The 24,444-nt window shown below is 72.5% G+C and carries 26 protein-coding genes and 1 tRNA gene; 15 read left to right on the top strand and 12 right to left on the bottom strand.

Going from position 1 to position 24,444, the window contains the following annotated elements; translation table 11 throughout:
* Positions 1-39: 39 nt before the first annotated feature.
* The 3 genes from ACIBR0_RS05890 (at position 40) to corA (ending at position 3,202) form a co-directional block, all read left to right on the top strand.
* Entirely contained in the window at positions 40-498 is a 459-nt protein-coding gene (locus ACIBR0_RS05890) for a nuclear transport factor 2 family protein (protein WP_357031943.1), read from the top strand.
* Positions 499-559: 61 nt separating this feature from the next.
* Positions 560-1,699 (top strand): PLP-dependent aminotransferase family protein, encoded by a 1,140-nt coding sequence (locus ACIBR0_RS05885; RefSeq protein WP_396712906.1) that lies wholly within the window; start codon positions 560-562, stop codon positions 1,697-1,699.
* Between the two features lie 357 nt (positions 1,700-2,056).
* A complete protein-coding gene (gene corA / locus ACIBR0_RS05880) occupies positions 2,057-3,202 on the top strand; it encodes a magnesium/cobalt transporter CorA (RefSeq protein WP_396712905.1) in 1,146 nt (381 codons plus the stop codon).
* Between the two features lie 77 nt (positions 3,203-3,279).
* On the opposite strand, the gene ACIBR0_RS05875 is transcribed toward corA, so the two are convergent.
* Positions 3,280-4,116 (bottom strand): hypothetical protein, encoded by an 837-nt coding sequence (locus ACIBR0_RS05875; protein ID WP_396712904.1) that lies wholly within the window; start codon positions 4,114-4,116, stop codon positions 3,280-3,282.
* A gap of 84 nt (positions 4,117-4,200) precedes the next feature.
* On the opposite strand from ACIBR0_RS05875, the gene ACIBR0_RS05870 reads away from it, so the two are divergent.
* Both ACIBR0_RS05870 and ACIBR0_RS05865 read left to right on the top strand, forming a co-directional pair.
* Positions 4,201-4,731: a peptidylprolyl isomerase gene (locus tag ACIBR0_RS05870; protein ID WP_357031955.1), complete on the top strand. Its 531-nt coding sequence runs from the start codon at positions 4,201-4,203 to the stop codon at positions 4,729-4,731.
* A 57-nt stretch (positions 4,732-4,788) separates the two neighbouring features.
* A complete protein-coding gene (locus ACIBR0_RS05865; protein ID WP_396712903.1) occupies positions 4,789-5,706 on the top strand; it encodes a rhomboid family intramembrane serine protease in 918 nt (305 codons plus the stop codon).
* A 48-nt stretch (positions 5,707-5,754) separates the two neighbouring features.
* Here the strand turns inward: ACIBR0_RS05865 and ACIBR0_RS05860 are convergent, their stop codons facing one another.
* Entirely contained in the window at positions 5,755-6,183 is a 429-nt protein-coding gene (locus ACIBR0_RS05860; RefSeq protein WP_396712902.1) for a PH domain-containing protein, read from the bottom strand.
* Between the two features lie 82 nt (positions 6,184-6,265).
* Between ACIBR0_RS05860 and ACIBR0_RS05855 the strand changes: the two genes are divergently transcribed.
* The 6 genes from ACIBR0_RS05855 (at position 6,266) to ACIBR0_RS05830 (ending at position 12,013) form a co-directional block, all read left to right on the top strand.
* Positions 6,266-7,438 (top strand): acetyl-CoA C-acyltransferase, encoded by a 1,173-nt coding sequence (locus tag ACIBR0_RS05855; RefSeq protein ID WP_396712901.1) that lies wholly within the window; start codon positions 6,266-6,268, stop codon positions 7,436-7,438.
* Positions 7,439-7,493: 55 nt separating this feature from the next.
* Entirely contained in the window at positions 7,494-8,489 is a 996-nt protein-coding gene (locus ACIBR0_RS05850; protein ID WP_396712900.1) for a phosphotransferase family protein, read from the top strand.
* A 126-nt stretch (positions 8,490-8,615) separates the two neighbouring features.
* Positions 8,616-9,128: a hypothetical protein gene (locus ACIBR0_RS05845; protein WP_396712899.1), complete on the top strand. Its 513-nt coding sequence runs from the start codon at positions 8,616-8,618 to the stop codon at positions 9,126-9,128.
* A gap of 69 nt (positions 9,129-9,197) precedes the next feature.
* Positions 9,198-9,890 (top strand): response regulator transcription factor, encoded by a 693-nt coding sequence (locus tag ACIBR0_RS05840; protein ID WP_396712898.1) that lies wholly within the window; start codon positions 9,198-9,200, stop codon positions 9,888-9,890.
* Entirely contained in the window at positions 9,883-11,364 is a 1,482-nt protein-coding gene (locus ACIBR0_RS05835; protein WP_396712897.1) for a sensor histidine kinase, read from the top strand. The genes ACIBR0_RS05840 and ACIBR0_RS05835 overlap by 8 nt, the downstream gene beginning before the upstream one ends.
* A gap of 61 nt (positions 11,365-11,425) precedes the next feature.
* A complete protein-coding gene (locus ACIBR0_RS05830) occupies positions 11,426-12,013 on the top strand; it encodes a hypothetical protein (protein WP_396712896.1) in 588 nt (195 codons plus the stop codon).
* Between the two features lie 62 nt (positions 12,014-12,075).
* Here ACIBR0_RS05830 and ACIBR0_RS05825 read toward each other — a convergent pair whose 3' ends face one another.
* Positions 12,076-13,671 (bottom strand): ricin-type beta-trefoil lectin domain protein, encoded by a 1,596-nt coding sequence (locus ACIBR0_RS05825; protein WP_396712895.1) that lies wholly within the window; start codon positions 13,669-13,671, stop codon positions 12,076-12,078.
* 246 nt (positions 13,672-13,917) lie between these two features.
* On the opposite strand from ACIBR0_RS05825, the gene ACIBR0_RS05820 reads away from it, so the two are divergent.
* On the top strand, positions 13,918-14,625 hold the full coding sequence (locus tag ACIBR0_RS05820; RefSeq protein WP_396712894.1) for a glycosyltransferase family 2 protein: 708 nt from the start codon (positions 13,918-13,920) through the stop codon (positions 14,623-14,625).
* A gap of 23 nt (positions 14,626-14,648) precedes the next feature.
* Here ACIBR0_RS05820 and ACIBR0_RS05815 read toward each other — a convergent pair whose 3' ends face one another.
* The gene (locus tag ACIBR0_RS05815) at positions 14,649-15,542 is read right to left on the bottom strand and encodes a transketolase family protein (protein WP_396712893.1); all 894 of its coding nucleotides are present in this window, start codon (positions 15,540-15,542) and stop codon (positions 14,649-14,651) included.
* Between the two features lie 2 nt (positions 15,543-15,544).
* On the bottom strand, positions 15,545-16,282 hold the full coding sequence (locus ACIBR0_RS05810) for a transketolase (RefSeq protein ID WP_396712892.1): 738 nt from the start codon (positions 16,280-16,282) through the stop codon (positions 15,545-15,547).
* 46 nt (positions 16,283-16,328) lie between these two features.
* On the opposite strand from ACIBR0_RS05810, the gene soxR reads away from it, so the two are divergent.
* A complete protein-coding gene (gene soxR, locus ACIBR0_RS05805; protein WP_396712891.1) occupies positions 16,329-16,778 on the top strand; it encodes a redox-sensitive transcriptional activator SoxR in 450 nt (149 codons plus the stop codon).
* Positions 16,779-16,783: 5 nt separating this feature from the next.
* Here soxR and ACIBR0_RS05800 read toward each other — a convergent pair whose 3' ends face one another.
* Positions 16,784-17,761: an NAD(P)H-quinone oxidoreductase gene (locus tag ACIBR0_RS05800; RefSeq protein WP_396712890.1), complete on the bottom strand. Its 978-nt coding sequence runs from the start codon at positions 17,759-17,761 to the stop codon at positions 16,784-16,786.
* A gap of 155 nt (positions 17,762-17,916) precedes the next feature.
* Here ACIBR0_RS05800 and ACIBR0_RS05795 point away from each other — a divergent pair.
* Together ACIBR0_RS05795 and ACIBR0_RS05790 are read left to right on the top strand one after the other, a co-directional pair.
* Positions 17,917-18,003: transfer RNA gene (locus ACIBR0_RS05795), tRNA-Ser, on the top strand.
* A 240-nt stretch (positions 18,004-18,243) separates the two neighbouring features.
* Complete coding sequence (locus ACIBR0_RS05790; RefSeq protein WP_396712889.1) at positions 18,244-18,843, top strand: hypothetical protein; 600 nt, start codon at positions 18,244-18,246, stop codon at positions 18,841-18,843.
* 128 nt (positions 18,844-18,971) lie between these two features.
* On the opposite strand, the gene ACIBR0_RS05785 is transcribed toward ACIBR0_RS05790, so the two are convergent.
* The 6 genes from ACIBR0_RS05785 to ACIBR0_RS05760 all read right to left on the bottom strand — a co-directional run bounded on the left by ACIBR0_RS05785 (position 18,972) and on the right by ACIBR0_RS05760 (position 24,344).
* Positions 18,972-20,396 (bottom strand): tyrosine-type recombinase/integrase, encoded by a 1,425-nt coding sequence (locus tag ACIBR0_RS05785; RefSeq protein ID WP_396712888.1) that lies wholly within the window; start codon positions 20,394-20,396, stop codon positions 18,972-18,974.
* Entirely contained in the window at positions 20,393-20,593 is a 201-nt protein-coding gene (locus tag ACIBR0_RS05780; RefSeq protein ID WP_396712887.1) for a helix-turn-helix transcriptional regulator, read from the bottom strand. The genes ACIBR0_RS05785 and ACIBR0_RS05780 overlap by 4 nt, the downstream gene beginning before the upstream one ends.
* Before the next feature lie 520 nt (positions 20,594-21,113).
* The gene (locus ACIBR0_RS05775) at positions 21,114-22,712 is read right to left on the bottom strand and encodes a YfjI family protein (protein WP_396712886.1); all 1,599 of its coding nucleotides are present in this window, start codon (positions 22,710-22,712) and stop codon (positions 21,114-21,116) included.
* Positions 22,709-23,623, bottom strand: a complete 915-nt coding sequence (locus ACIBR0_RS05770) for a bifunctional DNA primase/polymerase (protein ID WP_396713250.1) — start codon at positions 23,621-23,623, stop codon at positions 22,709-22,711. Before ACIBR0_RS05770 ends, ACIBR0_RS05775 begins: the two co-directional genes overlap by 4 nt.
* A 179-nt stretch (positions 23,624-23,802) precedes the next feature.
* The gene (locus ACIBR0_RS05765; protein ID WP_396712885.1) at positions 23,803-24,099 is read right to left on the bottom strand and encodes a hypothetical protein; all 297 of its coding nucleotides are present in this window, start codon (positions 24,097-24,099) and stop codon (positions 23,803-23,805) included.
* Complete coding sequence (locus tag ACIBR0_RS05760; protein WP_396712884.1) at positions 24,096-24,344, bottom strand: hypothetical protein; 249 nt, start codon at positions 24,342-24,344, stop codon at positions 24,096-24,098. The genes ACIBR0_RS05765 and ACIBR0_RS05760 overlap by 4 nt, the downstream gene beginning before the upstream one ends.
* Positions 24,345-24,444: the final 100 nt, after the last annotated feature.

Below are 24,444 nucleotides of genomic sequence, written 5' to 3'. Positions count from 1 at the left end.
TACGGGCGCGGACCGGCCGTGGCCGCCGGGGAGGTCGTCATGCGCGCAGCGGATCGGCTGGTCGAGCAGCAGTACGAGATGCTCCTGCGGCGGGACGTGGCCCGGCTGCCGGAGCTCTACGCGGCGGACGCCTTCTACTCCATGCCGGGCGTCACCGTGCGCCCGATCGAGCTGCCGGCGCTGCTGCGCACCTGGACCGGAGCCTTCCCGGACCTCTACGTCGACCGGACCGGCGCCGTGCAGACCGCCGGCGGGGCCGCGGTCGAGATGCGGCTGACCGGCACCCAGACCGGTGTGCTGCACACTCCCTTCGGCACGGTCTCGCCCACCATGCGGACGGTCAGCTGGGACGTGGCGGACGTGGTGCGGGTCCGCCGGGGGCGGATCACGGCGTGGCGGTCCTACTTCGACTGGGGGCAGCTGCTGGCCGCACTCGGCCTGCACCTGGAGGGGCTCTCCCGGGAATCGCAGCACGACCCGCTCGGCCTTCCGGTCTGATCTGCCGCCGTCCGGACGAGGGGGGTCACCCGACCCGGTGGCTCAGGATGCGGACATCGCCGTGCCGACCGCACGCACCCCACCGGCTTCCGTACGCTTCGAAGCCATGACCGCCGAGCAGCTGATCTCCTTCGCCCGTGGGGCTCCCTCGCTGGACATCGTCGATGTCGAGGGGCTCAAGGCCGCCGCCGTCCGCGCGTTCGACGCCGATCCCGCCGGGGTGACGGCGTACGGCACCTCCGTCGGCTACCTTCCGCTGCGGAAGTGGATCGCCGAGAAGCACGGGGTCGAGGCCGACCAGGTGCTGATCACCAACGGCTCGTTGCAGGCCGACGCGTTCCTCTTCGACCACCTGGTCCGCCCCGGCGACGCGGTCGTGGTGGAGCGACCGACGTACGACCGGACCCTGCTCAACCTTCAGCGGATGGGCAGCGAGCTGCACGGCATCTCGATCCAGCCGGACGGCCTGGACACCGCCGAGCTGCGCAAGCTGCTGGAGTCCGGCGTGCGGCCCCGGCTGGCGCACATCATCCCGAACTACCAGAACCCGGCCGGCGTGACGCTGAGCCTGGAGAAGCGGCGGGAGCTGCTCGACCTCGCCGCCGAGTACGACTTCACGATCTTCGAGGACGACCCGTACGCCGACATCCGGTTTCGGGGCGAGGGGCTGCCGTCGATGCTCTCGATGGACACCCGGAACGTGGTGGTGCACGCCTCCAGCTTCACCAAGACCGTGTGCCCCGGCGTGCGGGTGGGCTACCTGGTCGGCCCGGCGGACCTGATCGCCGACATCGCGCGGAAGGCCACCAGCCTCTACATCTCCCCGGGCATGGTGTCCGAGGCGATCGTGCACCAGTTCTGCGTCTCCGGGGACATCGACCGCTCGATCGAGACGGTCTGCCGGGCGCTCGGCGAGCGGGCCCGGGTGCTCGCCGAGTCGCTGCGCCGGCACATCCCGGAGGCCCGGTTCGTCGAGCCGGACGGCGGCTACTTCCTCTGGGTCGAGCTGCCCGAGGACGTGGACGTCGACAAGCTCGCCCCGGCGGCCGCCGAGCGCGGCGTCGCGGTGGTCAAGGGCAGCGACTTCGTGGTGGACGGCGGGCGGCACGCGCTGCGGCTGGCGTACTCGGCGGTCACCGCCGACCGGATCGACGAGGGCGTCCGGCGCCTCGCCGAGGCGATGGTTGCCATCCGCGGGTGACTTTTTCTGTCGGGTTTACGACAGTAAGGCGGTAACGGCCGCTCCGGGGCTCCCGCCGGAGCGGCCGACGGCCCACAATGCTGCGAGCGTCACTCACCACCTGTAGCGCAGCTCACGTCCGGCCCCGGCCCCCACCGACCGGTGACGAGTGCGACCGCCGGCCCGCCGGCGACAGCGTGAGGGGCGCGAGCAGCACAACCCCCGCCCCCAAAGGGCGCCGGGTGGGCCGTGTCGTCCCCTCGACCCCCCTTACGGCTCGGCCCACCCGGCGCCACCCCCCTGCAGCGATCGTCACGCGCGGTGAGCGCCGCAGCGGCGTACCCTGCAACGCGCGGCGCGAGCCGGAAGGGGGGCGTCATGGCGGACCGGGTGGAGCGCGGACGGACGGCGACGTCGGGTGGCGGTGGGGTGCTGAGCCCGCGGGCCTGGGCAGCGCCGGTGCGCGCGATGACCCGGCGGCTGAACGCCGACGGCTCCCAGCGCAGTCCCGAACCGACCGGGCCCCGGCGGGCCGCCGTGGTCGACTGCGCACTGTACGTCGACGGCCGGCGGCAGCCCGGCGACTGGCACTACGCCGAGGCGCTGGCCGCGGCCCGGCGGGACAACGGCTTCGTCTGGCTCGGCCTGCACGAGCCGGAGCTGGAAGAGATGTCCGCCATCGCCGCCACCTACGGGCTGCACGAGCTGGCCGTCGAGGACGCCGTCAAAGCCGAGCAGCGGCCCAAGCTGGAGCAGTTCGGCGAGGTCAGCTTCCTCGTCCTGCGTACCGCCCGTTACTGCGAGCACGCCGAGCTGACCGAGACCTCCGACGTCGTCGAGACCGGTCAGGTGATGCTCTTCATCGGACCTAACTTCCTCATCAGCGTCCGGCACGGGGACGCCTGCCGGCTCGCGTCGGTCCGGGCCGACCTGGAGGCGAAGCAGGAGCTGCTGCTGCACGGGCCGTGGTCGGTGGCGTACGCGGTCACCGACCGGGTAGTCGACCTCTATCTGGAGGTCGCCGACCAGCTGGAGGACGACCTGGACTCCCTGGAGGTCGAGGTCTTCGACCGGCAGAGCAGCGGCCGGATCCAGCGGATCTACCAGATGAAGCGGGAGCTGGTGGAGTTCAAGAGGGCGGTCGCCCCGCTGCAACGCCCGCTGCTGACGCTCACCGCGCAGACCAACCGGTACGTGCCGAAGGAGATCCGCCGGTACTTCCGGGACGTGCAGGACCACCTCAGCCGCACCGTCGAACAGGTCAACTCGTACGACGACCTGCTCAACTCGATCCTCCAGGCGCGGCTGGCCCAGGTCACGGTCGACCAGAACAACGACATGCGCAAGATCGCCGCCTGGGCGGCCATCGCCGCGGTCTGGACCGCGATCGCCGGCATCTACGGCATGAACTTCGAGAACATGCCCGAGCTGCAGTGGACGTACGGCTATCCGGGCGTGTTCGCCATCATGCTCGCGATCTCGCTGGGCCTGTACCGCTGGTTCCGGCGCAACGGCTGGCTGTAGCCCCTACGGGGACGGGACCGGGACGGGGGCGGCGCGGGGGAATCCCCGCGCCGCCCCCGGTCGGACTGACCGTCGGGTCAGCGACGCCCGTTGGTGCGGGCGGTGTCCTTGCCCAACGCCTTCGTGAGGTCGTCGGCCGGACGCCCGGAGACGTCCTTCGCGCCCTGCGCGACCGACGGCACCTTGTCGGTGGCGTGGACCGTGGGCTGCTTGCCGGGAGTGGTGGTGGAGGCACTCGCGCCCCCCGCCACCGCCGAGCTGCCGGCGCCGGTCGGGCCACCGGCCACGCCCGAGGTGCTGGACATGGTGGAGGCGTCGGTCACCGGGGCGTCGCCCCGGCCGGAGGTACGGACCTCCAGCGTCTCCACCTCGTCGCGCATCGGCTCCAGGGAGCGGGTCGGGTCGTACTCGGCCCACTCCTGCTGCTCGCGACGCCGGCGCATGGCCATCGCGCCAGCCAGGCCCGCCACCGCACCGGCCGCCAGCAGACCGGTCATCATGGACCCGCCGCGCCGCGACTTCTTCTTGGACTTCGCCTTCATGTTCTTCGCCTTGACCTTCCTGGCCACCGCGGCCTGCTTGGCGGAGGCGGCCTTGCCACTGGCGACGGCCCTGCCGGCCGCCCCGGCCTGGGCGTTGCGCACCGCGAGGGCCACCGGCGCGAGCGCCGCGACCGTCGACGCGAAGCCGCTCGACGTGCGGTCCCGCACCAGCACGGCGGTCGGCGCGACCGCACCCCGGGCCGCCTGGACCCGCGGGCCGACCGTGGCGCCGGCACCCTTCGCCGCGTACGTCGCGGCCTGCCTCAGGTGACCGATGCCCTGGTTGAGCTCCACCTTCGCGAGCTGCCCCTGGGTCTTGCGCCGCCCGATTCCAAACACGGTCCCACCTCCTGGGAGTTGTTCCTTCGTCATCCTCCACCTTCGGATGCCTCCGCACTGCCAGATCGGGCACATGGGAGGATCCGCATGGAACTGACCAACGAGTGAGGAGTACCCGTGGCCGAGGCTGTCTACGCCACCCTGCACACCAACGCCGGCCCGATCCGGCTGGAGCTCTTCCCGAACCACGCTCCGAAGACCGTCCGCAACTTCGTGGAGCTGGCCGAGGGCACCGCGCAGTACACCGACCCGCGCACCGGTCAGCCGGGCAGCGGGCCGTACTACGACGGCACCATCTCGCACCGCGTCATCAGCGGCTTCATGGTCCAGATGGGCGACCCGACCGGCACCGGCCGTGGTGGCCCGGGTTACAAGTTCGGCGACGAGTTCCACCCGGAGCTGCGCTTCGACCGGCCGTACCTGCTGGCGATGGCGAACGCCGGGCCGGGCACCAACGGCTCGCAGTTCTTCATCACCGTGTCGCCGACCCCGCACCTGAACAACCGGCACACGATCTTCGGCCAGGTGGCCGACGAGCAGTCCGCGAAGGTCGTGGACTCGATCGCCAACACCCCGACCGGTCCGAACGACCGGCCGCTGCAGGACGTCGTCATCGAGCGGGTCGAGATCGAGCGCGGGGCCGCCTGAGCCACCGCGAGGTACCTTTGCTCGCATGACTGAGCGCCCGGGCACCCGGAGTTTCCGGTGAGCGAGTCGCCGCCGACGACCGCTCCGGTCTGCTACCGGCATCCCGGCCGGGAGACCTACGTGCGGTGCACGCGGTGTGACCGGCCGATCTGCCCGGACTGCATGCGTGACGCCTCCGTCGGGTTCCAGTGCCCCGAGTGCGTCAGCGAGGGACGCCGCAGCGTACGGCCGGCGCGTACCGCCTTCGGTGGCGGTGCCGCCGGCCGACGCGGCTACGTGACCAAGGCGTTGATCGCGCTCAACGTGCTGGTCATGCTGCTGTCCATCGCCTCGGATCGGGGTGGCGACGCGGTGGCCGGCGGCACGGGCTTCGGCGGGCTGCTCGGCGGTGGCACCCCCGTGACGAACTGGGGCGCGGTGCTGGGCTACGCGATCCTGCCGAACGGGACGATCGGCGGCATCGCCGACGGCCAGTGGTACCGCCTGGTCACCGCGATGTTCCTGCACTACGGGGTGCTGCACCTCCTGCTGAACATGTGGGGGCTGTGGCTGCTCGGCCGGGCGCTGGAGGCCCAACTCGGGCCGCTGCGGTTCGCCGCGCTCTACCTCGTGTCCGGCTTCGGCGGGAACGTCGCCGCGTACCTCCTCACCGAGCAGAACCGGCCTACCGCCGGCGCCTCGACCGCCATCTTCGGCCTGTTCGCCGCGGTGATCGTCATCGAGCGTCGGATGGGGCGGGACATCTCGCAGTTCCTGCCGGTCCTGGTGATCAACCTGGTCTTCACACTCACCGTGCCCGGCATCTCGATCCCCGGTCACCTGGGCGGCCTGGTCGTCGGCGGGTTGATGGCGCTCGTCCTCGCGTACGCCCCGCGGTCGCGACGGACGCTGGTGCAGGTTGCCGGTGGGGCGGTGATCGTGGTGGCGCTGCTCGGCCTGGCGCTGGTCCGCACCGCCGTGATCCTGGGCGGCTGATCCGGCGGCGCCGGGGCGGGCGGTGCCCGCCGGGCGGCGGGAGCGCCGTCAGCGCGGGCGGGCCTCGTGCAGCGCCTCGGCCACCTCGACCGGGTCGGCGCCGAGGTCGGTGCGACCGAAGAGGTGCAGGGACTCCCCGGCGTCGATCTCCAGCACCGGCCCGGCGAGCCCGCGACGGTTGCGGCGGTCGACGGTGACGGCCTCGACGGCGGACCAGGGCAGGCGGCGGCGGCCCGCGAAGCCCCGGACCACGGTGATCCCCTCTGGGTCGACCGCCAGCCGGACGGGAGCGAGCACGTCCCGCGCCGCCCAGCCGAGCAGGACGGCGGCGGCCAGTGCGGCCAGCACCAGTTGGACGATGTCCCCGCCGGCGAACAGCAGGGCGATCGCGACCAGGACGACCGCGCCGGCCGCCTTCGCCGCGGGGAGGGCCGGAGGCACCCGCCACTGCCGGGCCGGGGGCTCGGTGGGAAGCATCCGTCCAGCATGCCAGCGGGGGCGGACGACCGGCCGCCGAGGACGTACGATCGAAGCCAGCCGAGGTTACCGGGGAGTAGTCATGAGTGACGCAGTCATCGTCGGCGCGGTACGCACCCCGGTGGGGCGCCGGAAGGGCAGCCTGGCCGGCGTGCACCCGGTCGACCTGTCGGCGCACGTGCTGCGTGCCCTCGCCGAACGCACCGGCATCGACCCCGCCCTCGTCGACGACGTGCTGTGGGGCTGTGTCTCCCAGGTCGGTGAGCAGTCGTGGAACATCGCCCGCAACGGCGTGCTGGCCGCCGGGTGGCCGGAGTCGGTGCCGGGCACCACCATCGACCGGCAGTGCGGGTCCAGCCAGCAGGCGCTGCACTTCGCCGCCGCGGCCGTCGTCTCCGGCCAGGCCGAGCTGGTGGTGGCCGGTGGCGTCGAGTCGATGACCCGGGTGCCGATGGGGTCCAGCGTGGCCGGCGGGCTGCCGTTCAGCGACGCGATCCTGGAGCGCTACCGGGGCGTCGAGGGCGTCGCGCAGGGCTCCCCACTGCCCTTCAACCAGGGTGTCGGTGCCGAGCTGATCGCCGAGCGGTGGCGCTTCTCCCGGACCCAGCTCGACGAGTTCGCCCTGGCCAGCCACGAGAAGGCGGCCGCCGCGCAGGACGCCGGCGCCTTCGAGGAGGAGCTGGCGCCGGTCGCCCTGGCCGACGGTGGGAAGTTCGCCGCCGACGAGGGCATCCGGCGGGAAACCTCCCTGGAGAAGCTGGGCGAGCTGCCCACCCCGTTCCGCCCGGACGGCGTGGTGACCGCCGGCTCGGCCTCGCAGATCTCCGACGGCGCGGCGGCCCTCGCCGTCACCACCAGCGAGTGGGCCAGCCGGCACGGCCTGCGCCCGCTGGCCCGCATCCACACCGCCGTCGTCGCCGCCGACGACCCGGTCGCGATGCTCACCGCGCCGATCCCGGCCACCGCGAAGGCGCTGCGGCGCGCGGGGCTGGGCATCGAGGAGATCGGGGTGTACGAGGTGAACGAGGCGTTCGCCCCGGTGCCGCTGGCCTGGCTGGCGGAGACCGAGGCGGACCCGGAGCGGCTCAACCCGCGCGGCGGCGCGATCGCCCTCGGCCACCCGCTCGGCGGGTCCGGTGCCCGCATCATGACCACGATGCTCGGCCACATGCGCGACAACGGCATCCGCTACGGCCTCCAGACCATGTGCGAGGGCGGCGGCATGGCCAACGCCACCATCGTCGAACTCCTCTGACCCGCGGCGGAAATCGGTTCGCCCGGTGGTCGGGCGGCGGGCTACGGTCCCCGGCGTGGGTGGCGACGTCGTAGGTGCGCAGTGGGACGGGCCGGGGTGGCGGGAGGCCGCGCGGGGCTGGGTGACCGACCAGCTCGGCCGGCACGGCCGGCGCGTCACCGGGCCGGTGGAGGAGCGCGTGCGCCCCTGGTCCCTGGTGTGGCGCGTGCCCACCGACGCGGGGGACGCCTGGTTCAAGGCCAACAGCGACGGCACCCGGTACGAGGCGGGCGTGCTCGCCGCGCTGGCCCGGCTGACGCCCGACCGGGTGCCGGACCCCCTCGCGGTGGACGCCGGGCGGGGCTGGTCGCTGCTGCCCGACGGCGGTGAGACCCTCCGTGACCTGCTGGGCCGGCACCGCGACCCGGGCCGGTGGGAGCAGGTCCTCCCCGAGTACGCCGACCTTCAGCGCACCGTCACCCCGCACGCCGGCGAGTTGCTCACCCTCGGGTTGCCCGACCACCGGCCGGATCTGCTGCCGGAGCTGTTCGAGGCGCTGCTCCAGGACGACGAGTCCCTGCTGGTCGGCCGGGAGGGCGGGCTCACGCCCGAGGCGTACGCCCGGCTGCGCGGCCATGCCGGCCGGTACGCCCAGGACTGCCGGCGGCTGGCCGACCTGGGCGTCGAGGCCAGCGTGCAGCACGACGACCTGCACGACGGCAACGTCTTCGCCGGCGGCGACGGTCACCGCTTCTTCGACTGGGGCGACGCCTCCCTCGCCCACCCGTTCGGCACCCTGCTGGTGACGCTGCGCTCGGTCGCGCACACCTTCGATCTGCCCAACGGCGATCCGGTGCTGGTCCGGCTGCGCGACGCGTACCTGGAGGCGTGGACGGACCGGTACGACCGTGCGACCCTGCGGGAGGCGGCGGCCCTGGCGATGACGGTGACCGTGGTCAGCCGGTCGCTGTCGTGGCGGCGCGCCCTGCGGACCACCGATCCGGCCCGCGCCGAGTACGCCGCCGCCGTCCCGGGCTGGCTGGAGGAGCTCTGGGAGCCGGTCCCGCTCTGACCGAGGTGGTCCGCGCGACGTGGGCATGACGGGGATGTCGCACAGGCGGTGCGACTCCGTGGCGTGGAACTTCCAAATGTTCCGAGTGACCCACGTCACCCCAGGTCACCGCTCGTTGGGCCAGTCATGGACGTCTTCTCCCGAACGTTCCTCCCGGCCGCCACCGAGGCCGGTCTCGCAGTGCAGACCGCCACCCGACACATGCCGGTGTTCCGTGGCTGCGTCGGCTCCGGCGACGCGACCATCCTGGTCACCCGGTGCAGCCGCCCCGACCGTCCGGCTTCCGGCGAGTACCTGCTGCTCCTCACCCACCGTCGGCTCGTCGTCACCCAGCAGACCCGGGTGCTGCACCGGCTGCGCCTGCACCTCAACACCGAGCTGCGCGAGCTGAGCAACGTCACGTGGAGCCCGGACCCGCGCCTGCAGGCGGTCGAGCTGGCCGCCACGGCCATCGACGGCATCCGCGAGCGGTTCCTCGTCCGGACCCGGCACCCGAAGCAGGTGTGGCAGCTCGACGCCCTGCTCAACCACGCCTTCCGCACGCGCCTGCGCACGTCGCGCGAGCGACTGGTCAAGACCATCGGCGACCTGCCCGCCGCCGCGCGACCCGCGCCGCTGCGCCCCGCCGTGATCCGCTGACGCGTTCCTTACCGAACCCGAACACTGTCCTGACGTCCGCCCGACCCGCGGGTCGGCCATCATGGGCCGGTGACCGCCGACGCCCCGACCCGCGGCCTCGTCCTCGTGGTCGAGGACGAGCCGGCCATCGCCGACCTGGTCCGGCTCTACCTGAGCCGGGACGGTTTCGGCGTACACCTGGAGCGGGACGGCACCGGCGGCCTGGCCGCCGCGCGGCGGCTGCGCCCGGTGGCCTGCGTCCTGGACATCGCCCTGCCCGGCATGGCCGGCACCGAGGTCTGCCGCCGGCTGCGCGAGGCGGGCGACTGGACGCCGGTCATCTTCCTCACCGCCCGCGACGACGAGGTCGACCGGATCGTCGGCCTGGAACTCGGCGCCGACGACTACGTCACCAAGCCGTTCAGCCCCCGTGAGCTGGTCGCGCGGGTGCGGGCGGTGCTGCGCCGCACGGCCGGTCCGCCGGAGGGCGTGGGGCGCCCCCGGGTCGTCGGCGCGGTCGTGCTGGACCCGGCGAAGCGGACGGTGACCGCCGCCGGCGCCCCGGTCCAGCTCACCTCCACCGAGTTCGACCTGCTCGCCCACCTGATGGCCCGACCCGGGCGGGTCTACACGCGGGAGGAACTGCTGGCCGGCGTGTGGGGGTACGCGGCACACGCCGGCACCCGCACGGTCGACGTCCACGTGGCACAGGTCCGCGCGAAGCTCGGCCCGGCCAGCGTGATCCGCACCCACCGGGGCGTTGGGTACGCCGCCGATGGCTGAGCACCCCGCCCCCGCCGGGCCGATCCGGCCGGAGCAGCCCACCGTCGCGCTCCCGGTGATCGGCCGCCGGCCGGCGCCGCCGCCCCGACGCTTCGGTCCCGTGCGTACGCTGACCGCCCGCGCGGTGCTCGTCACCTGCGCCGTCGCGCTGGTGTCGGTCCTGGTCACGGCCCTCGTCGCGGTGCCCCTGGCGGTGCGGGGAGTCGAGCGCCGCGACGCCGAGGCGCTGGCCGCCCAGGCCCGGCTCGCCACCGAGGTGCTGCGGTCGCGTCTGGACACGACCCGCACCGTGGACGAGGAACGGCTCCTGCGCCAGCTGCGCGCCCAGGGCGTCGGCGCCTACCTGATCCGGGACGGCAGGGCGGACCGGCCGGGCCTCCCGCCCCGGGTGGTGCAGCGGATCGCGGAGGGGCGCAACGTGTCGGTCCGCCGCCCCCTGGACGGGCGGCGCACCCTGATCGAGGGGCGGGCCCTGCCGGGCGGCGACGGACTGGTGCTCACCCGCCCGCGCGCCGCCGGCCTGTGGCGGCAGGTGCTCCTCAGCCTGTGGCTGCCGCTGCTGGCCGGGCTCACCGCCGGGGTGGTGGCCGGCCTGCTGCTCGCCCGCCGCCTCGCCCGACCGATCCGGGTCGCGGCGACCGCCGCCGCCCGCCTGCGCGCCGGTGACCGGGCGGTACGCGTACCAGTGGAACCGCCGGACGAGGTGGCCGACCTGGCGGACGCGCTGAACGGGCTCGCGGCGGCGCTGGCGACCAGCGAGGGACGGCAGCGGGAGTTCCTGCTGTCCGTGTCGCACGAGCTGCGTACCCCGTTGACCGCCGTCCGGGGGTACGCGGAGGCGCTCGCCGACGGCGTGATCGGCGCCGGCGACGTCCCCGCCACCGGTCGGACGATGCTCGCCGAGGCGGAACACCTGGACCGGCTGGTCAGCGACCTGCTGGCACTCGCCCGCCTGGAGGCCGCCGACTTCCCGCTGGAGCCGGTGCCGGTGGACCTGGCCCGGCTGGCCGCCGACGCCGAACGGACCTGGGCCGGCCGGTGCCGCGCCGTCGAGGTGGCGTTCCGGCTGGAGATCCCGGACCGGCCGGTGCCCGCGTACACCGATCCGGGTCGGATCCGGCAGGTGGTGGACGGGCTGCTGGAGAACGCGCTGCGGGTCGTACCCCCGGGGGCGCCGATCGTGCTCGCGGTCCGGCCGGCCGGTGCGGACCCGTCGGCCGGCGGTGTCGTGGAGGTCCGCGACGGCGGACCCGGCTTCACCGACGACGACCTGGCCGTGGCGTTCGAGCGCGGCGCGTTGCACCAGCGGTACCGGGGGGTGCGCAAGGTGGGCAGCGGTCTGGGACTGGCGCTCGCGTCCGGCCTGGTCCGGCGGCTGGGCGGGGAGATCGTCGCCGGGCACGCTCCGGAGGGCGGCGCGGCGATCACCGTCCGGCTGCCTGGCGATCCTTACCCGACCCGAACATCGGCCTGACGCTCCGCTCGCCGTCCCGGGGGAGTCTGATGCCACACCGGAACCGACGAGAGGGAGAGTCATGGCACGTTGGGGAGTCGCCGCCACCACGCTGCTCACGGCGGTCACGCTGGGCCTGACCGGATGCGGTACGACCCGCGTCGGAGCGGAGTCGGCGCCGGAGGCGGCCGTCGAGGTCGCCGCGGCCATGGGCGCGGAGGGCCAGGCGCTCACCGCGATGGGCTTCGACGCCGCCGAGCTGGACGTGCTGACCGTCGCCGCGCCGGCGTCGGCCACGCCGTCACCGTCCTCCTCGGCGGTCGCCGAGCCGGGCCGGCGGGAGCGCGCCGAGGAGTGGCGCAAGCGCCGCCAGGCCCGGGTGCTGCTGCGGCAGAACACCCTGCACGGTGAGGTGGTCGTGCAGACCCGGGACGGCGGTACGAAGACCGTCGCGGTGCAGCGCGGCGAGGTGACCGCGATCGACGGCGGGAAGATGACCGTGAAGTCCACCGACGGCTTCACCATGACCTGGACCTTCGGCCCCGAGCTGCGGGTGCTGGAGCGCCGCCGGACGGTCCAGCCCGAGGCGGTCGAGGTCGGCAGCGTCCTCGGCGTCGCGGGCGTGAAGGACGGCGAGAACGGCGTGGCCCGTCTGATCGTTGTGAAGTAAGGAAGGGCCCCCCGTTAACGCCTCGCGTTGTACGGGGGGCCCCTCTTAACGCAGCCGACGGCTCAGTAGACGCGGGAGCCGATCCAGTCGTCGTGGCCGTAGCCGACCGGGTTCGGGAAGGTACGGGACTCGAAGGACCACTGCTGGCGGCCGCTGGTCGAGCAGGTGGCCAGCCGCAACCGGGGAGTGCCGAACCACGGGTTGTCGAACGCGAGGCAGAGGTTCGTGTTGCCGGCGGTCCGGATCTGGGAGCCGGTGAGCACGAACTTCTGGTTCGCCCCGCCGTGGCAGTCGTAGATGTTGACCGCCGTGCCGGAGGTCAACGATCCGCCGGAGACGTCCAGGCAGCGGTCGTGGGACAGCTCGGAGTGCAGCGACCGGCGGGTCGGGTCGTACCAGAAGCCCTGGTTACGGCCCCCGTGGCAGGCGTACGACTGCTGGACCGTGCCGTTGCGCGAGTCGTACCCCCGGCCGTCCACGCAGGTGCCGGTGGCCGTGTTGCGCAGCTGCCGGAACTCGAAGAGCCCCGGGTAGAGCACACCGGAGCCGGTGCTGGCCGGGTCGACGCAGGTCGCCCGATCCTGCCCGGAGGCGTAGAACTGGGTGATGCACTGGGCGAACATGCCGTGGCCACGCGCGTTCGGGTGGAACGACTGCCGCGCCGCGTTCTCGTCCCAGATGCCGACCTCGATGTAGAGACCGCGTACGGAGGTGTTGTCGGTGCACACCTCGTGGCCGTGGAACAGCCGGCTGGCGTCGAGGTACCGGGTGCCGGTGTTGGCCGCCGCCGCCCGCAGCGCCGACTCGAACAGCGGCACCGCCTTGTTCCGGGCGAACGCCGCGTCGGCCAGGTAGAGCAGGCAGCCGCCCGCGTACCAGCCGGGAAAGTTCGGGTTGTCCTCGACATCCGGGCTGCCCGGGCTCGGGTACGACATCAGCACCAGCTCGTAGTCCGACCGCAGGTAACCGGCGGAGGTCATGGTCTGGCGGATGGAGGTGAGCGCCTCCTCCACCGCGCGCCGGCTGCCGTCGGTGCGGATCGTCCACTGGTCGGTGTAGCGCGGGTAGCACGGGCCCTGGAAGAACACCCGGCTGACGGCGCAGTCGGTGGCGACCGGGCCGAACTGGATGGTGCCGTCGCCGTTCGCGCCGACGACCACCCAGATCAGCCTGACGTGCGTGTTGCGCGCCTTGATCGCGAGCTGGTCGCCCTGGTTCAGTTCGTTGTGCTGGGTGGGCCCGCCCGCGATCAGGTTCCACGGGGTGGCGCCGGAGCAGGCGACGTTGTACTTCTCGTCGGCGGTGATGCCGGTGCGGAACACCGCCTGGTCGTACGAGCGGTCGCACCAGTTGCCGGGTTGGTGGGTGCCCGGGACGTAGTTGCCCACGCCCTCTCCGGAGATCTCGCTGTCGCCCATGGTGACCAGCGCGGTACGCCGTTGCTCCAGCGGGCGGATGTCGGGGGCGCCGTAGAGCGCGGTGGCCTCGGCGGCGCGGATCGCCTCGAGGTTCGTCGGGAGTGGTTGGACGGCCGGGCGGTCGGCGGCGGCGGCGGGCGAGGCCGGCCCGGTGAGCATCGGCAGGACGAGAGCGGTGGCGAGGACGGCGGTGACGGTCCGTCGGATCGTCCGTTCGCGCCTGGCGCGGGTACCAAGCATCGACGCACTCCTTTCGGCTCGATCGTGGGGTTTCGATCGAGTTACCGGACGGTAACGCGCGTGTCGACATATGTGAATACGTCTCGGAAAGCTTGCGCGCGGAGTGCAGAACCGGGCGATCCCGAAATTTCGTCAGTCTGGCCACCGTCTGCCGGGGTCGGTCCCGGCCGACCGACGGGTCCTGTCGCCCTGCTGGCAGGCAAGGTAGGCTATGGCGTCGTGTCGTCCGCTACCCAGGGGAATCTCGTGAAGCTCTCGATCCTCATGCCGGTCTACAACGAGGAAGAACGCATCGCGGATGCCTTGAAGCAGGCCCTCGCGGTGGACTACCCGTGCGAGATCGAGCTGCTCATCGTCGACGACGGCAGCCGCGACGGCACCGGCGAGATCCTCGGCCGGGCGGACGACGCGCGCCTCCGGGTCATCACCCACCAGCGCAACGCCGGCAAGGGCGCGGCCATCAAGACCGCGGTGGACAACGCCGAGGGCGACTACATGGTCATCCTCGACGCCGACCTGGAGTACGACCCGCAGGACATCCCGAGGCTGCTGGACCCGGTGCTCGACGGGCGGGCCGAGGTGGTCTACGGCAACCGCACCTTCGGCAGCCACAGCGCCTACAGCTTCTGGTACGTGATGGGCAACAAGGGCGTCACCATGGCGGCGAACGTCCTGTTCAACTCCTACATCGGCGACCTGGAGACCTGCTTCAAGCTGATGCCGGTGGCCCTCTACCGCTCGCTGGACATCCGCTCCCGCGGCTTCGGCATGGAGGCCGAGGTGACCGGCAAGCTGCTGCGTCGCCGCATCCGGCCGTACGAGGTGCCGATCAGCTACCGCGCCCGGGGTCGCGAGGAGGGCAAGAAGATCACCTGGAAGGACGGGGTCGAGGCGATCTGGATCCTGGGCCGCGAGCGTGCTCGCCGTCGCCCCCGCGTCGCCCCGACCCGCTGACCCACTGACCCTTCCGTCCGCGCTCAGCCCACCGGGGCGGGCCGCAGGAACGTGACGACCGACCGGCGCAGGCCGGCCGCGTCCAGCCCGTGCCAGCGGGTGTGGTCGTCGGCCGTACCGTACCGCCGGAGCTCCTCCCGGCCCACGCCCCGGGCCAGCAGGCGGTGCGGCCGGTCAGCCAGCGCCGCCGACACCACCCGGGCGGACGTCCCGGCAAGGTAGGGCTCGACCAGGATCACCGCGTCACCGGCCAGCGCACGCAGGCCGGTCACGTCGAACGGCCGCGGTCGGTTCGTGTACGCCACCGTCACCGGCAGGTCGGTCACCGCGGCCACTGCCGCGTCGAGCACCGGACCGACCGCCACCAGCAGCGGCGCGCCGGGCCCCGCGTCCCGCACCACCACGAGCGCGCCGTCCCCGCCGCGCGGCTCGTCGTTGCGCAGCGCGGAGAGCCGCAGGTACGCGGACCCGTCGCCGCCGACCGCCGTACGCAGCAGCGCCGGCACCTCGGCCGGATGGCCGGGGACGTGCACGGTCCAGCCGTGCAGGGTGTCGATCAGTGAGACGTCGGCCGGGGAGAGGTGCGTGCGCCCGGCCGACGCCCGGTCGTACGAGGCGCCGACGCTGACCAGCACCGCCCCCACGCCCTGGTGGTCCAGGTCGAGCTTGAGCTGCTCGTACGCCCGCTCGACGAGGAACGGCGCGTAGCTGTGCACGATCGGGCGCAGCCCGGTCAGCGCCAGTCCGCCGGCCACCCCGACCATCAACTGCTCGCGGATGCCCACGTTGAGTACCCGGTCCGGGTGCCGGCGGGCGGCCGGGACGAACGCCGCGGCGGAGATGTCGGCCAGCACCAGGGCGGTACGGGGATCCTCCGCGAGCAGCGCGGTGGTGGTCTCGATGAAGGTGTCGCGCACGGTCACTCCCCGCTGTCGACGGCCGCGACGACGACGTGCGGCCGGTGGTCGTCCTGCCCGGTGAGGGCGGTGTACAGGGCGTCGTGGTCGCGCCCGTCGACGGTGGCGGCGGTCCAGCCGTTCACGGTGAACCGGGCCGCCGCCCCGCCCGGCCAGCCGTGCGTGGCCGAGGAGTTGTCGACCACGATGGCGGTCAGGCTGGCCAGGCCGGTGGCACCCGCGTACGCGATCGCCTCGTGGTTGGAGCCCTCGTCCAGTTCGGCGTCGCCGAGCAGGACGTACACCCTCGGGCGCAGCAGGCCCTGGGCCCGCAGCCCGAGGGCGGTGCCCACGCCCAGTCCCAGGCCGTGGCCGAGCGAGCCGGAGCCGATCTCCACGCCGGGGACCAGCAGCCGGTCCGGGTGGTCGCCGAGCCGGCTCGCCGGGCCGCCCTGGTCGTCCAGCCAGTCTGCGGGGATGAAACCACGAGCGGCGAGCACCGCGTAGTACCCGGCGACCGCATGCCCCTTGGAGAGCAGGAACCGGTCCCGCTCCGGGTCGTCGACGGTGGCCGGGGTGATCCGCAGGATCCGGTCGTAGAGGACCTGGAGCACGTCGAGCGTCGAGTAGACGTTCGGGCCGAACTCCCGCCCACCGCGGACCCGTTCGAGCAGCGCGGCGAGTGTGGGGGGTGGCGGCGTGGGCGCGGCCGGCGGTGGGGCCGGCGTGGCGCCGCCCGTGGTGGCGGTCGTCGTCGTCATGCGGCTAGCCTGCAAGTTCAAGCGAACTTCAACTCAAGGCGACGTGATGCACGAAGCACTCACCATCGGGCAGCTCGCCCAGCGCAGCGGCGTGGCCCCCTCGGCCCTGCGCTACTACGAGCGGCTCGGGCTGATCCGCGCCGAACGCACCGGTGGCAACCAGCGCCGGTACGCCCGGATCGAGCTGCGCCGGGTCGCGTTCATCCGGATCTCCCAGCAGGTCGGCGTCTCCCTGGAGGAGATCCGGGCCGCGCTGGAGTCGCTGCCCGCTTCGCGTACGCCGACCGCCGAGGACTGGGCGCGGCTCTCCCGCGCCTGGCGCGACCGGCTGGACGAGAGGATCCGGCTGCTCGGCAAGCTCCGCGACGACCTGGACGGGTGCATCGGGTGCGGCTGCCTGTCGTTGCAGCGCTGCGCCCTCTACAACCCCGGCGACTCCCTCGCCGGCGAGGGCTCCGGTGCCCGACTGGTCCTGCCCACCTCGACCGACGGGTGAGGTGATCAGTCGAGGGTGAGCAGGACCTTGCCGACATGGTCGTTCGACTCGACCAGGCGGTGCGCCTCCGCCGCCTCGGTCATCGGCAGCCGCCGGTCCACGATCGGCGTGATCGTCCCCGCCCCGACCAGCGGCCACACCTGCTCGCGTACGCCCCGGACGATCTCCGCCTTCTGGTTGAGCGGCCGGGACCGCAGCGCGGTCGCCGCCACCGTGCCCCGCTTGGCCAGCAGCGCACCCAGGTCCAGCTCGGCCTTGCGCCCGCCCTGCATGCCGATCACGACCAGCCGGCCGCCGTCGGCCAGGGCAGCCACGTTGCGGGACAGGTAGGACGCCCCCATGATGTCCAGGATCACGTCCGCGCCCCGGCCGTCGGTGACCGCACGGACCTCCTCGACGAAGTCCTGCTCCCGGTAGTCGATCGTGTGCGCGGCACCCAGCCCGCGCAGCCGCTCGTGCTTCACCGACCGGGCGGTCACCACGACCGTCGCGCCGAGCGCCGTGCCGAGCTGCACCGCGAACGTGCCGATGCCGCTGCCGCCACCGTGCACGAGCAGCGTCTCACCGGCCGTCAGCCGGGCCAGCTGCACGACGTTCGACCAGACCGTACAGGCCACCTCCGGCAGCGCCGCGGCGTCCACCAAGGCGACGCCGGCCGGCACCGGCAGCAGCTGCGCGGCCGGCACCGCCACCCGCTCCGCGTACCCGCCGCCGGCCAGCAGCGCGCAGACCTCCTGGCCGACCTGCCACCCGGTCACGTCGGGGGCGGTCGCGCTGACCACCCCCGAGCACTCCAGTCCCGGGTACGCGGGCGCGCCCGGCGGCGGTGGGTAGAACCCCTGCCGTTGCAGCAGGTCCGCCCGGTTGACGGCGCTGGCCCGCACGTCGACGACCACCTCACCGGGGCCGGGCTCCGGATCGGGCACCTCGGCCCACACCAGTGCGTCGGGTCCGCCGGGCTCCGGGATCGTGATCGCGCGCATGCCTCCTGTCTACCCCACCGGTCGACCCTTCCGTGCCCGGCCCGGGACTCCCACTGTGGATGGTGTCCCGGTCCCGACGGGTGCCGTGCCCGCTCGGGCGGGTCGCCGACGTGGCAGACTAGGCACGGCGGCGTACCCCTCGGGGTCGTGGGCCGGGAGGGTTCGCCTAGTGGCCGATGGCGCTGGTCTTGAAAACCGGTAAGGCAGCGATGTCTTCGTGGGTTCGAATCCCACACCCTCCGCTCACCTGGACAGCAAAAACGCCCCCTGACCAGCGCGAACGCTGGTCAGGGGGCGTGCTATTGGCTAGTGAGTCGGTCTCAACTCGTCTCGTCGGGGGTAGCCGCGTCTCACTCGTCGCGGCAAATGGGCGGCAAAGTTCGCCGCCGTGCCGTAGGGGTTGATCCGGAATCGTGGCCGTCGTCGCCGGCTACGCGGGCGGCTTTACCGGCTCGGTTGCGTTGTCCACCTAACCTGGGCCGGTGAATTCGTTCTGGGTGTCCGCGCTGGTGTGGCTGACGCTGCTGGAACCGGGTGATGCGGCGACGTGGATCGGGGCCCTGGCCAATATCGCCACCGTCGTCCTGGCCACCGTCGCGTCGGCCGTCGGCTTCCGGGTCTACAAGATCGAGTCTGGTCGTGACGCCCGCGCCGAGCAGGAGCGCCGGGAGCGGACCGAGGACGAAAGGCGCAGCCAGGCTTCCCGAGTATCAGTCTGGTATGCCTTCGGCGACCGGGGCGTGCGAGCCCCAAGGGTCGGTACAGTCCAACTTCTCGACGCCGGCCCTGCGTGGGGCGGCCGCATACTCAACGCGTCGGATCTTCCGATATATGACGTGTTCATCTCCTTCTATGAGTTCGTGGCTCGGGGCGATGATCAGCCCACGTGGACCAGGTATCTCTCAGTGGTGCCGCCGGCGCAGGGTGTGATCTACGCCGACCCGCAGGAGGGCCAAAATCCGCGGCGACGGAATGCGGATCTGCAAAACCTCAGCGTGAGCCTGGACTTTCGCGATGCGGCCGGACGGCATTGGAGGCGCGACAGAAACGGCCACCTCATTGAGCTGTCCTGGTCTGAGTAGTCCTTGTGAAACGGCGAGGCCTCGCCGGATGGGATCACCTGCGGGCCTCGCGGACAAACATGCGCCTCGGGCTGAGCCTTCGGCACGCGGCCGAGGTCGCGTGCCGATAAGCGGTCACTCTCGCCCGCTCAGGTGCTCAAGCCGTCCCCGGTCGGGCGCTCTTCCGGCGTATCCTCGGCACCTGCCGGGGGTGTACCTAGTGCGCTGTCGATCCGTTTCCGGGCTGTCTCGTCCTGGCCGTCAATGCATGAGGCGTAGACCTTGAGCAGCACGTGCACGCTATGCCCTGCCCACTCGGCGACCTGGGTGGCCGGCACGCCAGCGTTCAGCCAGAGCGACACGGCGGCGTGCCGAAGGTGGTAAGGCACCCTTGCCAGCGCGGACCGTTGCTGAGCAGGTGTTAGCGCCTTTCCCCGTGCCTGTCGCCAGGCCCTCAGGTAGGTGCTTTTCGAAACCGGGCCGGGCCGAGCACTTGGCGCATTGAACATCCGCCCGTCTGGTTTCCCGTGGTGCTGCCGGTGGTGCCGCAGGATGCGGACGAGCTCCGGGCAGGCCGGAACATCGCGGGTCGCTTTTTTCGCCCGGTGCTTCAGCTCGCGGTCCTCGCGCATCTCGCCGTTGTCGCTCCATTCCTCGCCGACGTGTTGCGTCGAGCCGCTGAGGTGAAGCCACCCCCAACCCGACTCGGGAAGGTCACACTCATCGTCCCTTAGGTGCATCACCTCGGAGGGGCGAAGCGCCGCGAAGTACATGCACGCAAAGAATCCCTCTAGGGCCGGGTCGCGCTCCCTGACGGCGGTTAGCAGTGCGCGCGCTTGCTGCGGGTTCGGCACGACCTTTCGGTCAATCCTCTCTTCGTTCTTCGGTGCCCGCCAATGGACGAAGTCCATCGGGTGCGCGTCGAGGTATCGCAGCTCCACCGCGTATTTGAGCGCGCTGTATAAAACGGCACGTTTGCGGGCGACCGTGTTGGCGGCAGCCGGTCCGCCGTCGATCCGGCTGGCCAGCAAATCCAGCGCCTTTCGAATCGTGGCTGCGCTCGCCACCTCGACGAGGGGTAGTGAATTGGTCTTTAGCCACTTGATTGCGGGTGCCAGGTCGGAGGGCGGGTCGCCCTCCCTCATCGACTTGTTGAACGTCCAGGTGTAAAGCGCTCGCCGCATTTCGGCGTCAGGCGGTGCCCCTCGTGTGCTCAGGAAAGCCGGCGTCACAGTGGTAAGTGCGTCAGCGATGCTCTTTCGCTGCGTAGCGGCGGCACGCGCCCATTTCATGTCTACGAACGCCACTGCGAGGTCATACCATGTCCGGCTGTTCAGCTCTCGCGCCATCGGCTCGGGCAAGCCACTCGGCTTGTCGAATGCGACGCCCTCACGCTGCGCCACAACAAGGCGAGATCGGAAGCTCTCGGCCATCGCCCGCGTCTGGAAAGTCTTGCCGAATTCGCGGCCGGCTACCTCCCATCGCACGCGGTAGGTCTTCCGATCCTTGCCCGTCTTCCGGTCGCGTCCCTGGTATTCGCGGATTGTCCAGATTCGTACGTCGTAGGTGCTCATGCTGCCTCTTCGTGGTCGTTGAGCCAGTTGTCCAGGTCGCGGCGGCGGACGTACAGGCTGCCGTTGGGGTACTTGATGGTTCGGGGGGCGCGGCCGGTGGCCTTCCAGCGGAAGAAGGTGGAGCGGGGTACGCGGAGTTCGTCCAGGACTTCGGCGAGGGTGAGCAGGTTCCCGGTTGGGGTGCGGCGGGGGGTCATGGGCGGGTGTCCTCCCTCGGGGTGGCGTCGAGGTAGATGCGCTGTAACACCGGGGATCGGCGGTCGGGGCGCGGCCGGGAGACGGAGCGGATGTGCAGTACTCGGGCGATGGCGTCGAGCGCTGCGGCTGTTTCAGCGGGGGTGCCGTGCAGCCTGATTCGCACGGTGAGCGCCTTTCGGTCGGGTCGGGTCGCGTGTGGAGGGCGGGGTGGGCGGTGCGGCAGAACGGCGTAGAACGGCCCGCTGAGAGCGCCATAGACGCGAGATCGCGGCCGGGCGGGTGTAAGGCATAGGGCCGATCTGTCTCCGTGGCTCTCAACGGGCCGTTTCCGGGGTGTCCGTGGTCGGCGAGCGTCGGGAAGGGGCCGGGAGGCGTTGACACGTTGACACTCGACGGCCGGGCGGGCGTTTCCGCAGGTGGTGGCCGGTATCGGGGTGTCAACGGGGGGCGTTGACAGGCGTTGACACCCGTTGACACCGGGCGGGCCGGCGGCGGATTGTCAACGCCTGTCAACGGCTGTCAACGGGGGGCGTTGACACTTTCGGACGGGTCGTGAGCTGCGGAAACGCCGCTGTCGGGGGCTGGTGTCAGCGTGTCAACGCTTCCGGGGTCCTCCGCTACGGCGCGGGGGTGCAGCTCGTACCGGCCGTCCGTGCCGTGGCGGACCCACCCGAGGGCGACCAGCTCGGCGAGCACCGCCGACACCTCATCCGACTTGGGGAGCCGGCGGGAGACGCGGCGGTGCAGCTCTCGCCGGGTGAAGGTGGTCATGCCCTTGGTGGTGAGCACGCCGAGCACGTAGCGGGCGCTCTCCATCGCGCTATCGGTGCCGATGGTGGTGAGCGCGGCCCGGTAGTGCGCGGCGAAGAACTCGGCGAGGCGGACGGCGTCGGCCATGCGGTCGGCGTCGATGGGGCGTCGCCAGGCGTCGGCGGGGTGGTGGGCGACGTGCAGCAACCCGGCCAGGCGCAGCGTCGCGCCGGAGAGCTTGTTGCCCCATTCCCGCATGTCGTACAGGCTGCCGCCGGGCCGTAGCTCCGTCTCGACCTGCTCGGCGGCGGCCCGCCGGACCTTTCCGGCGTCCTCGCTGAGGACGACGACGGCGGGGTCGTCCCATTCGGCGAGGGTGGCGGCCAGGTCGTGCACCCGGTGCCGGTAGCCGGCGGTCACCTGCTCGGCGATTGGCGGCGTGTCCACCGCCCGATATCCGGCCAGCGAGCGCGGGAGCGCGAACAGGAACCGGGCGGGGAGTCCTCGGCCGGCGAGGTCGGCGTTTCCGCCGAACTTGCGCAGCACGGAGGGTTGCGCCATCACGCACACGGTCAGCGCGGGCTTGTCGACCGAGGCACCTTCGCGCGTCTGCCGTTCGTTGCTCATCGGCTGCCCCGCGTGCCCTTTGAGGTAGGGGTCGAGGTTGGGTGCGCCGGAGTAGCGGCCGGCGAGGGTGTCGAAGATGCCGCCTTCATCGCTGATGATCGCCATGCGTCCGCCGTTGGCGGCCATCAGGCCGATCAACGCTTCGGGGGTGGCGTCGTCCACGATCAGGCGGGGCAGGCCGGGAACGGTGATCGCCTCGGCGGCGATGGCGGCGGCTACCGCCTCGGCGGCGGCTTCGTCGCGCTTGCCGGGGTCGGTGGCCTTGGCCGCTTGGGCTTTGGCTTGTTCGGCGTGCCGGTCGGCGATGTCGCGCAGCGCGGCGGCCTCCGCGATGCGAGGTCGCATCGCCTCGCCGAGCGTTGATTGCGCGGCGAACAGAGGCGCGGTCATCGCCCGGTGAACCGGGCTCTTGCGCTCGCCGGGACCGGCGATGACGGCGGCGAAGATGTTCACCGGCTCTCGCCACCCGGCCACCGGCTCGACTTCCAACCGCCCGCCCGCGCACGCGGACAGCACGGCGACGGCGAGGGTGCCGGCCATGGCCAGATCGGTTTGGGTGAACCGGGCGACGCCGGTCACCATGTCGCCGAGCCAGCGTGGGAACACGTCCACCGGGAACGGCGGCGGCGCGGCGTGCGGGCCGGTCAGGGGCACTGGAACATCCCATAGCGGGCCGCCCGCGGTCGCCTCGCCGGTGGCGTCCGCGTGGTCGGTGACGAGGTGGAGACGGGCGGCGCTCATGCGGCGACCTTTCGGGGTCGGTGGGAGCCGGCGGCGAGGCCGGATCGGACGGTGCGGTACGCCTCGGCGGTGCGCAGCCCGGCGGTCACGCCGGCCTGTTCCAGCACGCTTTGGGCGTCGTCGGTGGCCAGCGCGCCACCGGCGACGAGTTGGCCGAGGGCCACGGCGGCGATGTAGAGCGCCCGGTTTCGCTCGCCCGGTGCGGCGGTGGTCACCCGGTCGACCTCGCGGGTGACGGCGGCTCGTACGTACGCCCCGGTGCGGTCGGTGGGCAGGTCGACCACGACCGGCCGTTGCGGCGGCAGCGGTGCCGGGGCCAGCAGCATGGCCAGCCATTCGGGTAGCGGGGCCGGGTCGGTGTCCAGGTCGACGGTGTACGGCCGACTGTTGACGGTGCTGCCGGCGGCGACCACGTAGCCGCCGTGGGCGCGGGTGTCGACCATCGGGCCGAGCGTGCCGGCAGTGTTGCGCAGCCCCGGACCGTCGTCGGGGTGTCGGTAGTAGAGGTGGGTGCCGCCTCGGCCGGTGGTCACGGTGTACGTCGGGGCGATGGTTGCGGTGTGCGCGGCGGCCAGCTCGGCGAGCACGGCCAGGCCGTCATGCTCACCCGTCTCGCCGTCGCCCTTGGGCCGGTCGAGGTCGACCACCACGAGCCGCGACGGACCGCACGCCAAGCCGATCCCGTAGGGCCGGGCCGACCACGCCCGGCGGATGCGGTCGGGGTCGCAGGTGGCGCGGGGCTCCCATCCGAGGTGGTGGCCGGCGGCGCGGCAGCGCGGGTCGCGGCCGGTGCAGTCGTCGGCGGTGTGGTCGGGGAAGGCGGGTCGCTTGTCGTCGGGGCGGAGCGGGAAGACGTGCCAGCCGCGTGCGGCGTGCGCGAGGGCGGCGGTGAGCAGGTCAGCGGTAGGCATGGTGCTCCCTTCCGGTGGGGTCGGGGCGTAGATCGGTGTCGACGGGGGCTCGGGCCGCCCGGCCAGCGCCGAGGGGGTGTGGGCGGGGCAGCGCAGCCCTTGCAGGTAGGGCCGCAGGTTGTGCGGGGTGTGGCAGTAGCGGCCGGCGGTGCCGATCCAGTGGCCGCACCGCCGGGCGGTCACCGGGCGGCCCGCCTCGGTCGGGGCCGGGCGGCGATGGCGGCGGCGGTGACGGCCTGGCGCAGGTCGCCGAGCAGCCCGACCAACTGGCGGCGGGCTCGCAGCTCGCCGGGGGCGAGCGCGACCCTGACGCGGACCTCGGCGTGTTCGCCGCCGGCGGCGGTGCGCACGCGAACGACGACGGCGCGGCCGTGGCCGGGTAGGTCGACCACGATCTCTGGTGAGCGGTGTTCGCCGAGGTTGCAGCGGTGGTCGCGTCCGCACCAGTCGGTGTGCCCGGCGGCGCGGCGGTTCATCGGGTTGCCTCGGCGCGGAGGCGGTGGAAGTAGTTGAAGATCCGCCGTCCGGCGCGGAGCCGGTGGCCACGGTCGCAGCGGCGGCAGGCACGCGGTCGGCGCAGGACGCGGGTGGTGGTTCGGCCGGTTCCGGCGCAGCGTCGGCAGGTGGTGACGGGCTTGACCCAGCACAGCCCGGCGTAACCGAGCGTGACTAGTGCGGCGGGCGTGGCGGCGGCGATAGCGAGGGTGAGCAGGGGGTCCACACGTGCCTCCTGAGCCAGTTTTTGGGTGCAAGGGGCCGTGAGCTGCTAGCTACTAGCGCGCAGCTCATGATTCGGATGGGGTGCTAGCGGGGGTGCTAGC

Origin of the sequence: Micromonospora sp. NPDC049497, assembly GCF_044465805.1 — a bacterium.
GTDB lineage: Bacteria > Actinomycetota > Actinomycetes > Mycobacteriales > Micromonosporaceae > Micromonospora.
The sequence above is the reverse complement of the archived record's forward strand: the minus strand, read 5'-3'. Positions and strand labels throughout refer to the sequence as shown.